Origin of the sequence: Acidovorax sp. 62 (assembly GCF_002754495.1) — a bacterium.
Taxonomy (GTDB): Bacteria; Pseudomonadota; Gammaproteobacteria; order Burkholderiales; family Burkholderiaceae_C; genus Acidovorax.
On the sequence record NZ_PEFJ01000001.1, the window covers coordinates 4824553 to 4836637 of the forward strand.

Sequence of the window (12085 nt, forward strand, 5' to 3'; positions counted from 1 at the left end):
CGCGGGGTTCATTCACACCCTCCAACTCAGGCGTTATGCTGAACGCCTTCAGGACAACCGCAGCCAAATCACCATGAGCAAGGAAGAAACCCCACCAGCCGGCGGACTGTTGTCCAAGATGGTGCGGTTTGTGCGCAACCCCACCGTCCAGTGGACGGAGCTGGACTCTCTGCAGGATGACCGTGAGAGCCAGTACAGCAAGCAGATGCTCAAGGAAATGATTGAGCGCAAGCGGCGCAACGACTTTGTGCGCCGCCGCGAATTCGATCAGCTGCGCAAGTTGCGCCAGCGCGAGGTGCTGCAAGGCCATCGCACCGAAGACCCCACCAACCGCCCCTCGTTCTTCCAGAGCAGCATGGCATCGCCCGATGAGCGTGCCGTCACGCTCAAGAAGATCGATGAGATCGAGGCGCAAATGTCTCAGCAGTGGTGGAAGAGCAAACAATCTACGGACGGCGGCGCTACGGTTCCAGGGGCTTTGGCGACTGAGCCAGCCCCCGCACAGGGCGCCGACACAGAAGCGGCCGACGCCCGCGCCTTCGCCCCCACTGCTCCGGTGAGCCTGGCAGCGCCGCTGGCGCAGCCCAGCCCCAGCCCGGTGGCGCCGCTGTTTGCGGACGACAGCATGGCGATGGGCAAATTCGGCGGCACCGATGCCAAGTTACAAGCGGCCCCTGTGGCGGCTGAGCCTTCTTTCAGCCCCACGGTGCCCGGCGTGATCCCGCAGACCGTTGCCGCACTGGAGAAATTCGTGCACGAACCCGACCTTGAAGAAGCGGCCATCCGCTACGCCAATGGCGATAACGAAGGGGCAGAGTCCGGCTTGCTGGAGGTTCTGCAACAACATCGCAATGACAACCCAGACCAGCAACTGGATCTGTGGATGACCCTGTTTGACCTGTACCGGGCAACGGGGCAGCACGACCGGTTTGAAAACCTGGCCATTGATTTTGCAGCGCAGTACAGCCGCTCTGCGCCGCTGTGGTTCTCGCTGCCTGAGCAGTTGGGCATGACGGCTGCGGCCCCTGCGCTGCAGGCCGATGCGCCGGGCCGGCGTGACTTCAGCTGGAACGCGCCGCAGCGCCTGGCCGTGTCTTCTGTGGCTGCGTTGCAGGCTTCGGTTGAGCGCTCGGCCTCGCCGTGGACGCTGTCTTGGTCGCGCATTTCGGGGGTGGACGATGCGGCGGTGCCGTTGCTGGCCGATTTGTTCACCCGCTGGGCTGACAAACAAGGGCAGTTCGTGTTCTCGGGTGTGGACAAGTTCAACACCCTCATGGAAATCATGACCCAATCGGGCGATCGTGCGTCGGGGCCAGAGTGGTGGCGCCTGCGCATGTCGGCCTTGCGGCTCATGGGCCGTCCCGATGAGTTCGAACTGGTGGCCTTGGACTACTGCGTGACCTATGAAGTGTCACCCCCGTCCTGGGTGTTTCCCAAGTGCGGCTACTCAGACGACGACACCCATACCTCCTCTGAGCCCTCACCCGCGAACGAGCGGGACATGCTCGCCTCAGATTTTGGCGACCTGTCGATACCGGCGCCTTTGGAGACAGGGCCGGTGGCCACGCTCAGCGGCATCATCGATGGCGACGCTACGCCGCTGCTGGAGCCCTTGCAGGCCATGCTGCGCCCCGGGGTGCCATTGCCCATTGCCTGCGACAAGCTCATGCGCATCGACTTTGCGGCGGCGGGCTCGGTGCTCAACTGGGCGGCCGACCAGCAAGCCAAGGGCTATGTGGTGCATTTCCAGAACCTGCACCGGCTCATCGCCGTGTTTTTCAACGTGATCGGTATCAACGAACACGCCTGGGTCATCCCGCGCAAGAACTGAGCTTGGGGGCCGCTTGCAATTGCAGCGGCAGGCCCCACGTTCGGGGCTATGACGTCATCCAGCGAATCCCCCGTGTTCCACGGGACCACCATCATCAGTGTCCGCAGGCAAACCCCAGCGGGCGTACAGGTTGCCATCGGCGGCGATGGCCAAGTGACCTTGGGCAACATCGTGGTCAAGGGCACGGCGCGCAAGGTGCGCAAGCTCTACCATGGCAAAGTGCTGGCGGGCTTTGCGGGCGCCACGGCCGATGCCTTCACGCTGTTTGAGCGTTTTGAAGCCAAGCTGGAAAAGCACCAGGGCCATCTGACCCGTGCGGCCATTGAGCTGACCAAAGACTGGCGCACCGACCGCGTGTTGCGCCGCCTTGAAGCCATGCTGGCCGTGGCCGATGCCAGCGCGTCGCTCATCATCACTGGCAACGGCGACGTGCTGGAGCCTGAGCAGGGCATCGTGGCGATCGGGTCGGGCGGTGCCTACGCGCACTCGGCGGCCAAGGCGTTGCTGGTCAACACCGATCTGTCCGCGCAGGAGATCGTGAAGAAGTCGCTCGAAATTGCGGGCGAACTCTGCATCTACACCAACATGAACCACACCATCGAGACGCTCTGAGCGGCGACTGCGTAGGCTTACTATTGTTTTGATAGCTACTAGCGCTTTATTGGTAGGCGCTAGAGCTATTTTTGATTGAATTCAGGCTGACACCATGTCTTCCATGACCCCCCAGGAAATCGTCTCCGAGCTGGACAACCACATCGTGGGCCAGGCCAACGCCAAACGTGCCGTGGCCATTGCGCTGCGCAACCGCTGGCGCCGCCAGCAGGTCGAAGGCAGCCTGCGCCACGAGATCACGCCCAAGAACATCCTCATGATCGGCCCCACTGGCGTGGGCAAGACCGAGATTGCGCGCCGCCTTGCAAGACTGGCCGATGCGCCCTTCATCAAGGTCGAGGCTACCAAGTTCACCGAGGTGGGCTATGTGGGTAAAGACGTGGACGCCATCATCCGCGACCTGGCCGAAATGGCCGTGAAGCAAACCCGCGAAGCCGAGACCCACAAAGTGCGCACGCGCGCGCAAGATGCGGCCGAGGAGCGCATTCTGGACGTGCTGATCCCGCCCGCCCGGGGCGCTGCGCCAGGCGCCGTGGGGGCTGAGCCTGCTACCGATAGCACCGCCCGCCAGGTCTTCCGCAAAAAGCTGCGGGAAGGGCAGCTTGATGACAAAGAGATCGAGATCGACGTGGCCGAAAGTCGCCCCCAGCTCGAAATCATGGGCCCGCAGGGCATGGAGGAAATGACCGACCAGCTGCGCGGCATGTTCAGCCAACTGGGGCAAGACCGCCGCCGTACCCGCAAGCTCAAGATCGCCGAGGCGCTCAAGCTCATCACCGAAGAAGAAGCGGGCAAGCTGGTCAACGAAGAAGAAATCAAGGTCCGCGCCATTGCCAATGCCGAACAAAACGGCATCGTATTCATCGATGAGATCGACAAGGTGGCCACGCGGCAGGAAACCAGCGGCTCCGACGTGTCACGCCAGGGTGTGCAGCGTGATTTGCTGCCCCTGGTGGAGGGCACAACGGTATCGACCAAGTACGGGATGGTGAAGACAGACCACATCCTGTTCATCGCCTCGGGGGCATTTCACCTCTCCAAGCCCAGTGACCTGATCCCTGAGCTGCAAGGGCGCTTCCCCATTCGGGTGGAGCTGGAGTCCCTGTCGGTCAAGGACTTTGAGGCCATCCTCACGCAAACGCATGCGTCTTTGGTCAAGCAATACCAGGCGCTGCTGGCCACCGAAGGCGTGGCGTTGGAGTTCACCCCCGAGGGCATCACCCGCCTGGCACACATCGCATTCGAGGTGAACGAGCGCACCGAAAACATCGGCGCGCGCCGCCTGTCTACGGTGATGGAGCGCCTGCTCGATGACGTGAGCTTTGACGCCGCCCGTTTGTCGGGCCAAACAGTGCAGATTGATGCGGCCTACGTGGACGCGCGGCTGCAGTCGCTCAGCCAGGACGAAGACCTGTCGCGCTACATCCTGTAGCCCGGCCCGACCTCTGCAGCCAGCATTGCCCCGCTCAGCCCCGCTGGCGGGGCATTTTCTTGGGGCTTGCTTGATGCACATACCCTATTTCTCGGGACAACATAGTTAACAAGTCTTATCGGCGCCTTGGCGCTTCAGGTATCACTTGCATAGCCTGTTCTAAGTGCTTATTTTTCAACAGATTTTGCCATTCTGATACCTTTGGATTCGCTGCTAAGTCATTGATTTCATTGCAAAACTTTGTAGCGTCCCTATTGCTTGGTGTGCTTTTCCTGCTACAGTGGAAAAAAGTGCAAATAAGTGGTGAAAAGTGCCATTCGGCCCACAGTCCAGGGCGTCTGGTGATCCATCAAGCTGGGAAATCCATCCGTGTTCCAAGGTGCCTCATCGCTCAGTCTCGACGCGAAGGGTCGGCTTTCCGTGCCGACCCGGCATCGTGACGTCTTGGCGGCGACGGCATCGGGCCAGCTCACCATCACCAAGCACCCCCATGGGTGCCTGATGGTCTTCCCCCGCCCCGAGTGGGAGAAGTTTCGCGAGCGCATTGCCCAGTTGCCCATGTCCGCCCAGTGGTGGAAGCGGATTTTTCTGGGCAACGCCATGGACGTGGAGATGGATGGCACCGGCCGCGTGCTGGTGTCGCCCGAGCTGCGCTCTGCAGCGGGGCTCTCCAAAGAGGCCGTGCTGCTGGGCATGGGCAACCACTTTGAGCTGTGGGACAAGGCAACTTACGACGAGCAAGAGGCGCAAGCCATGCAAGGTGAGATGCCCGATGCCTTCAAGGATTTTTCTTTCTGAGGCCGCGGTGACAACAACTTTTCAACACACCACGGTTTTGCTGAACGAGGCAGTGGATGCACTGCTCGGCAACGCCGGCCCAGAGCCTTCGGGCACCTGGGTGGATGCGACCTTCGGACGCGGGGGGCATTCGCGGCTGATTCTGCAGAGGCTGGGACCCCAGGGGCATCTTGTCGCTTTCGACAAGGACCCCGAAGCCATCCAAGAGGCAGCGCGCATCACCGATGCGCGTTTTTCCATTCGGCACGAGGGTTTCCGCCACCTGGCCGATCTGCCTGCGGGCAGCGCCTCGGGGCTGCTGATGGACATTGGGGTGAGTTCACCCCAGATCGACAGCCCCTCTCGGGGCTTTAGTTTCCGTTTCGATGGCCCGCTGGACATGCGCATGGACACCACGCGCGGCGAAAGCGTGGCCGAGTGGCTGGCCACGGCCGAAGTTGGGCAGATTGCGGAGGTGATACGTGAATACGGTGAAGAACGGTTTGCTGGCCCCATTGCAAAGGCGATTGTTGCTCGGCGCGAGGAACGGGGCCCCCTTGCCACCACCTCCGAGCTTGCCGATCTCGTGGCTGGCGCGGTCAAGACCCGCGAGGCGGGCCAGAACCCTGCAACGCGCACATTTCAGGCTCTACGGATTTTCATCAACGCTGAGCTTGAAGAGCTGCAACAGGCCCTAGAAGCCAGCCTGTCGGTGCTGCGCCCCGGCGGGCGGCTGGTGGTCATCAGTTTTCACTCGCTCGAAGACCGCATCGTCAAGCAGTTCATCGCCAAGCACTCCAAAGAGGTGTTTGACCGCCGCGCGCCTTTTGCCGTGCCGCAGGCCATGAAGCTGCAGGCCCTGGACCGCATCAAGCCCAGCGAGCAAGAGGTGGCCGCCAACCCCCGTTCCCGCAGCGCCATCATGCGCGTCGCGCAAAGGACGGACGCATGACATTGCTTTGCACGCTGCTAAGCCCCGCAGGCCCTTCGCTGGTCTGGGGTGAGGGCGCGTGCGTGCACCCTGTGCGGGGGGCTGCATGGCCCGCTTGAACCTCATGCTGCTGCTGGCCGTGCTGGTGAGTGCGATGTACCTGGTGCACACGCAGTACCAGTCGCGCCGTCTGTTCACCGAGCTGGACCGTGCCGTGGCCGAGGCCCGTCGCCTGGACACCGAGCACCAGCGCCTGCAGGTGGAAAAGCGCGCCCAGGCCACCCCGCTGCGGGTGGAAAAGCTCGCCCGGGCCCAGTTAAACATGCGCACAGCCACCCCGGCCATCACCCAGTACGTGAGTGACCCTGCCGGTGCTGCTGAGGCCACCACCCCCAACCGCCAGGCTGGCCAAGCTGGCGCGGAGAGTGCACGATGAGCCGCAGCGTGCTGTACACCTCCAGCCCCTTGCTGGCCAGCAAGACGCCTGTATGGCGCAGCAAATTCATCGTGGCCATGATCGGCCTGGGCTTTGTGGGGCTGGGTGCCCGCGCCGCCTATGTGCAGGTGTTTGGCAATGACTTTTTTCAGCGCCAGGGCGAGGTGCGGTTTGCGCGCACGCTGGAGCTGCCCGCCAACCGCGGCAAGATCCTGGACCGCAACGGCTTGATCCTGGCTTCCAGCGTGCCAGCGGCCAGCATTTGGGCCATTCCGGAAGACGTGGAGCATGACAAGCCTGAAGTGAAAGCCAAGCTCAAGCAGCTGGCCAAGCTGATGGACATGCCGCTGGCTGACCTGCAGGCCAAGCTGGCCGATGAGGACAAGACCTTCGTCTGGATCAAGCGCCAGCTCGACTGGGATGTGGGCCAGCAGATTGCCGCGCTCGACATCAAGGGCATCTACCAGCGCAAGGAATACAAGCGCCAGTACCCCGAAGGGGAGGCCGCAGCCCACATCGTTGGCTTTACCAACGTGGAAGACAAGGGGCAAGAGGGCATGGAACTGGCCTTCAACAGCCAGCTGTCTGGCAAGCCCGGCTCGCGCCGCGTGATCAAGGACCGCCTGGGCCGCGTGGTCGAGGGTGTGGGCGAGACCATTCCGCCGGTGGACGGCAAGGATATGCAGCTGTCCATCGACAGCAAGGTGCAGTTCTTCGCCTACCAAAAGCTGCGCGACCAGGTGGCCCTGCACAAGGCCAAGGCGGGCAGCGTGGTGGTGATGGACGCCCACACGGGCGAGTTGCTGGCCCTGGCCAACTACCCCAGCTACGTGCCCGACAAGCGCCAGAACCTGACCGGCGAGCAGCTGCGCAACCGCGCACTCACCGACGTGTTCGAGCCCGGCTCGACCATGAAGCCCTTCACGATCGGTCTGGCGCTGGAGTCTGGCCGTGTCAAACCTGAGACGCCCGTCGACACCAACCCGGGGCGCATCACCATCACGGGCTCCACCATTTCCGACACGCACAACTACGGCCTGCTGACGGTGGAAGGCGTGATCCAGAAATCGAGCAACGTGGGCACCACCAAGATCGCCATGCAGATGCCTGCCAAAGAGATGTGGGAAACCTTCTCTGCCGCAGGCTTTGGGCAAAAGCCGCAAATCGGCTTTCCCGGCGCGATCAGCGGGCGCCTGCGCCCCTACAAGACCTGGCGCCCGGTGGAGCAGGCCACCATGTCCTACGGCTACGGGCTGTCGGCCAGCCTGTTCCAGATGGCGCGCTCGTACACCGTGTTCGCCAACGGCGGCCGTGTGATTCCGGCCACCTTGTTCAAGACGGACGAGCCCGCTGTGGGCGTGCCGGTGTTTTCTGAACGCACCGCAGACCAAGTGCGCAAGATGCTGCAAATGGCCGCAGGGCCCGGCGGCACGGGGCAGAAGGCCCAGACCGTGGGCTACTCGGTGGGTGGCAAATCGGGCACGGCCCGCAAGCAAGTGGGCAAGAGCTACGCTGCGGGCAAATACCGCGCTTGGTTCACCGGCATGGCGCCTATCGACAAGCCCCGCATCATCGTGGCCGTGATGCTGGACGAACCCAGCGCGGGCCAGGTGTATGGCGGCCTGGTGGCCGCCCCTGTGTTCAGCGAAGTAGTGCAGCAAACCCTGCGCATGATGGGCGTGCCCCCGGACATGGCCGTCAAGCCGCAAATCGTGGCCAACCCCGTGGAGGAGTCGCTGTGATGGCCCCGGTGCAGGTTTTGAACCAACCGGCCGATGCCGTGGCTTGGCTGCGCGCGCGCGTCACCGGCACGCTGCAAACCGACAGCCGCAGCGTGGCCCCAGGCGACGGCTTCATTGCCTGGCCCGGCGCCGCCACCGATGGCCGTGCCCATGTGGCAGATGCGCTGGCGCGCGGCGCCACCGCCTGCCTGGTGGAGGCCGAGGGCGTGCAGAACTTTGCGTTTGCCGCAGGTGCCCCGCTGGTGGCGTTGAACGGGCTCAAGGCAGCAACAGGCGAGATCGCTTCCCAGTGGTTCCATAACCCATCGCAAGCCCTGGACGTGCTGGCGGTGACGGGCACCAACGGCAAGACCAGCACTGCCTGGTGGTTGGCCGAAGCGCTGAATTTGCTATCAAAAAATGAGCTGCCTGCGCTCTCTGGGTGCGCCGTAGTGGGTACTTTGGGTGTGGGTGTGCCACCTGCGCTGCAGTCCACGGGCATGACCACGCCTGACCCGGTGCGCTTGCACCGCGCCTTCCGCCAGTTTGCCGACCAGGGCCTGGGGGCGTGTGCTATCGAGGCGTCGTCCATCGGCCTGGCCGAGCACCGCTTGGCGGGCACGCAGATCCGCGTGGGCGTGTTCACCAACTTCACGCAAGACCACCTTGACTACCACGGCAGCATGGCCGACTACTGGCTGGCCAAGCGCGCGCTGTTTGCGTGGCCCGGCCTGCGCACGGCGGTGATCAACATCGACGACCCTGCGGGCGCCGCCCTGCGTGCCGAGCTGGCGCAGCGCAGCGATGGCGTCGAGGGTGGCGTGGCCGATGGCGCCGCGTTGGATTTGTGGACGGTGTCGGCCAATGGCGCCGCGCGCATTGCCGCCCGCAACATTGCAGCGGCCGAAGTCGGCTTGCAGTGGCTGGTGGTGGAGGGGGCTGAGCAGCACCTGCTGCCATCCCGCGTGGTGGGGCATTACAACGTGCTCAACCTGCTGGGCGTGGTGGCCGCCCTGCGCAGCCTGGGTGTGCCGCTGCAGCAGGCCGTGCATGCATGCTCGCAACTGCAGCCCGTGCCCGGCCGCATGGAGCAGCTGGCGTTGCCCGCGCAGCCCCTGGTGGCCGTGGACTATGCCCACACACCCGACGCCTTGGAAAAAGCCTTGCAGGCCCTGCGCCCCCTGGCGCAGCAGCGCGGCGGGCAGCTGTGGTGCGTGTTTGGCTGCGGCGGCGACCGTGACGCCACCAAGCGCCCTCTGATGGGAGCCGTGGCGCAGCAACAGGCCGACTGGGTGGTGGCCACCAGCGACAACCCCCGCAGCGAAGACCCCGCCCACATCCTGCACCAAATCTTGCAGGGCACCATCGCCGGTGACACCGTGCGTGTGGAGCCCGACCGCGCTGCCGCCATTGCCCTGGCGCTGGCCGAGGCCGACCCTGCCGACGTGGTGCTGATTGCGGGCAAGGGGCACGAGGATTACCAAGAGGTGGCAGGCGTGCGCCGCCCGTTTTCAGACATGGCCCAGGCGCGCGCAGCGCTGCAAGAGCGTGGAGGCAGCACATGGGCATGATGACCCTGCAACAAGCGCTGGGCCTGGTGCGTCAGCGCATTCCGACGGCCCAATTGGTGGGCGATGGCGCCACCCCCGTGGCCCGTGTGCACACCGACACCCGAACCCTGCAGCCCGGCGACCTGTTTGTGGCCCTCAAGGGCGAGCGTTTTGACGCCCATGCTTTCTTGCCTCAGGCACAGGCCAGCGGCGCTGCGGCAGCCCTGGCGCAGAGCGGCCTGGCGGCTGCGGGCCTGCCCGGCCTGGAAGTGCCTGACAGCCTGGCTGCGCTGGGCGCTCTGGCAGCGGGCTGGCGCGCCCAGTTTGAGCTGCCGTTGATTGGTGTGACCGGCAGTAACGGCAAGACCACCGTCACGCAGATGATTGCTTCCATCCTGCGGGCCTGGAAGGGTGAAGCGGCCTTTGCCACGCAGGGCAACTTCAACAACGACATCGGTGTACCGCTGATGCTGCTGCGCCTCACGGCTGCACACGAGGCTGCCGTGATCGAGCTGGGCATGAACCACCCTGGCGAAATCGCCACGCTGGCTGCCATGGCCCAGCCCACGGTGGCTCTGGTCAACAACGCCCAGCGCGAGCACCTGGAATTCATGCACACCGTGCAGGCCGTTGCCGAGGAAAACGGCTCGGTCATCAGCGCTCTGCCGCCCCACGGCGTGGCCGTGTTTCCTGCCGCTGACACCTACACGCCGCTGTGGCAGGGGTTGGCACAGGACCGCCGCTGCGTCACCTTTGGCGCGGGCGGTGATGTGGACTGCCCTGCAGCCCAGTGGCAGCAGGGCGGCTGGACGGTGGCGCTCAGCACCCCCGCAGGTTCTGCCCAGTGCCGCCTGCACATTGCCGGTCGCCACAACGTGACCAATGCCCTGGCCGCGACCGCCTGTGCGTTGGCTGCGGGTGTGCCGTTGCAGGCCGTGGTGCAAGGGCTGGAAGCTTTCGTGCCCGTCAAGGGCCGTTCGCGGGCCTTCGCCATCACGCTGGCGGGCCGGGACATCACGGTGGTGGACGACAGCTACAACGCCAACCCTGATTCCATGCGCGCCGCCATCGATGTGCTGGCCGACTTGCCTGCGCCCCGGTTGCTGGTGATGGGCGACATGGGCGAGGTGGGCAACCAGGGCCCGGCCTTCCACGAGGAAGCGGGTGAGCACGCGCGCCGTGCAGGCATTGACCACATTTACACGCTGGGGGCCTTGTCGGCCCACGCTGCGGCCGCTTGCGGCCCTGCGGCCCGGCATTTTGACAACATGGCATCGCTGCTGGCAGCGGTGCACGGCGTGCTGCCCCAGGTGGGCAGCGTGCTGGTAAAGGGATCTCGGTTCATGAAGATGGAGCAGGTGGTGGAGGCTTTGGCCGCCGCCGCGCAAACACAACCCCACAAGCCCGCGCAAGCCGCCCCTGCAGGAGGTGCGCAGTGAACCCGCTGGCCATGAACCTGTCTGCCGCTCTGGGAGGTGTCGCATGCTTCTGATGCTGTCGCAATGGCTGCAAGGCCTGTCGCCCGAGTTCGGCTTTTTCCGTGTCTTCCAGTACCTTACCTTCCGTGCGGTGATGGCGGCCATGACGGCTTTGTTGATCGGGTTGTTGGCGGGGCCCAAGGTGATCCGTGTGCTCACGGCCCTCAAGATCGGCCAGCCCATCCGGGGCTATGGCATGCAGTCGCACTTGTCCAAAAGCGGCACGCCCACCATGGGCGGGGTGCTGATTCTGCTGTCGATCGCCATTTCCACTTTGTTGTGGTTTGACCTGTCCAACCGCTTCGTGTGGATCGTGCTCATCGTGACCTTGGGCTTTGGTGCCATTGGCTGGGCCGATGACTGGCGCAAGGTGGTCAACAAAGACCCCGAAGGCATGCGTTCGCGCGAGAAGTATTTCTGGCAATCGGTCATCGGGCTGGTGGCGGCGCTGTACCTGGCGTTCAGCATCTCGGAAAGCTCCAACATCAAGGTGCTGGAGCTGTTCATGAACTGGGTGCAGTCGGGCTTCTCGCTGGATTTGCCGCCCAAGGCCGGTCTGCAACTGCCGTTCTTCAAAGAGGTGAGCTACCCGCTGGGCGTGCTCGGCTTTGTCATCCTCACCTACCTCGTCATCGTGGGCTCCAGCAACGCCGTCAACCTGACAGATGGGCTCGATGGCCTAGCCATCATGCCCGTGGTGATGGTGGGCTCGGCCCTGGGCGTGTTCACCTATGTGACGGGCAGCTCGGTGTACTCCAAGTACCTGTTCTTTCCGCACATTCCCGGTTCGGGCGAGTTGATGATTTTCTGCGCCGCCATGGCCGGTGCTGGCCTGGCCTTTCTGTGGTTTAACGCGCACCCCGCCCAGGTGTTCATGGGCGATGTGGGCGCGCTGGCCTTGGGCGGTGCGCTGGGCACCATCGCCGTCATCGTGCGCCAGGAGATCGTGCTGGCCATCATGGGCGGCATCTTTGTGGTCGAGGCCCTGTCGGTGATGCTGCAGGTGGCCTGGTTCAAGTACACCAAAAAGCGCTACGGCGAAGGCCGTCGCCTGCTCAAGATGGCACCGCTGCACCACCACTTTGAAAAGAGCGGCTGGAAGGAAACGCAGGTGGTCATCCGCTTCTGGATCGTCACCATGCTGCTGTGCCTGATCGGCCTGTCCACGCTGAAACTGCGATGAACCCGCACGACGAAACCCCTCTGCCCCACGGCGCTGACGCGCCGGGCTTTGACGCGTCGGGCGCTGTTGTGCCCGGTGCCGCAGAGTCTGCAGGCTTGGCGGTCGAACATTTGCCGCCCATGGTGTCAGCGCAG

Annotated in this window: 10 protein-coding genes; all 10 read left to right on the forward strand. The window is 64.1% G+C overall.

The window, feature by feature from the left end; all coding sequences use genetic code 11:
• Positions 1-73: 73 nt before the first annotated feature.
• The 10 genes from CLU86_RS21700 to mraY all read left to right on the forward strand — a co-directional run bounded on the left by CLU86_RS21700 (position 74) and on the right by mraY (position 11951).
• Positions 74-1831 carry a hypothetical protein gene (locus tag CLU86_RS21700; RefSeq protein WP_099743081.1) on the forward strand — a complete coding sequence of 586 codons (1758 nt, stop codon included), beginning with the start codon at positions 74-76 and terminating at the stop codon, positions 1829-1831.
• A 48-nt stretch (positions 1832-1879) separates the two neighbouring features.
• A complete protein-coding gene (gene hslV / locus CLU86_RS21705) occupies positions 1880-2443 on the forward strand; it encodes an ATP-dependent protease subunit HslV (protein ID WP_099657909.1) in 564 nt (187 codons plus the stop codon).
• Positions 2444-2537: 94 nt separating this feature from the next.
• Complete coding sequence (gene hslU / locus CLU86_RS21710; RefSeq protein WP_099743082.1) at positions 2538-3875, forward strand: ATP-dependent protease ATPase subunit HslU; 1338 nt, start codon at positions 2538-2540, stop codon at positions 3873-3875.
• 369 nt (positions 3876-4244) lie between these two features.
• Positions 4245-4673, forward strand: coding sequence for a division/cell wall cluster transcriptional repressor MraZ (mraZ, locus tag CLU86_RS21715; protein WP_099657911.1), 429 nt, complete (start codon positions 4245-4247; stop codon positions 4671-4673).
• Positions 4648-5604 carry a 16S rRNA (cytosine(1402)-N(4))-methyltransferase RsmH gene (rsmH, locus tag CLU86_RS21720; RefSeq protein WP_099743083.1) on the forward strand — a complete coding sequence of 319 codons (957 nt, stop codon included), beginning with the start codon at positions 4648-4650 and terminating at the stop codon, positions 5602-5604. The genes mraZ and rsmH overlap by 26 nt, the downstream gene beginning before the upstream one ends.
• An 85-nt stretch (positions 5605-5689) precedes the next feature.
• Positions 5690-6019 carry a cell division protein FtsL gene (gene ftsL / locus CLU86_RS21725; RefSeq protein ID WP_099743084.1) on the forward strand — a complete coding sequence of 110 codons (330 nt, stop codon included), beginning with the start codon at positions 5690-5692 and terminating at the stop codon, positions 6017-6019.
• Positions 6016-7761: a penicillin-binding protein 2 gene (locus tag CLU86_RS21730; protein WP_099657914.1), complete on the forward strand. Its 1746-nt coding sequence runs from the start codon at positions 6016-6018 to the stop codon at positions 7759-7761. Before ftsL ends, CLU86_RS21730 begins: the two co-directional genes overlap by 4 nt.
• Positions 7761-9311: a UDP-N-acetylmuramoyl-L-alanyl-D-glutamate--2,6-diaminopimelate ligase gene (locus CLU86_RS21735; RefSeq protein WP_099743085.1), complete on the forward strand. Its 1551-nt coding sequence runs from the start codon at positions 7761-7763 to the stop codon at positions 9309-9311. Before CLU86_RS21730 ends, CLU86_RS21735 begins: the two co-directional genes overlap by 1 nt.
• Entirely contained in the window at positions 9302-10729 is a 1428-nt protein-coding gene (gene murF / locus CLU86_RS21740; protein ID WP_099743086.1) for a UDP-N-acetylmuramoyl-tripeptide--D-alanyl-D-alanine ligase, read from the forward strand. The genes CLU86_RS21735 and murF overlap by 10 nt, the downstream gene beginning before the upstream one ends.
• Positions 10730-10772: 43 nt before the next feature.
• Positions 10773-11951 (forward strand): phospho-N-acetylmuramoyl-pentapeptide-transferase, encoded by a 1179-nt coding sequence (mraY, locus tag CLU86_RS21745; RefSeq protein ID WP_099743087.1) that lies wholly within the window; start codon positions 10773-10775, stop codon positions 11949-11951.
• Positions 11952-12085: the final 134 nt, after the last annotated feature.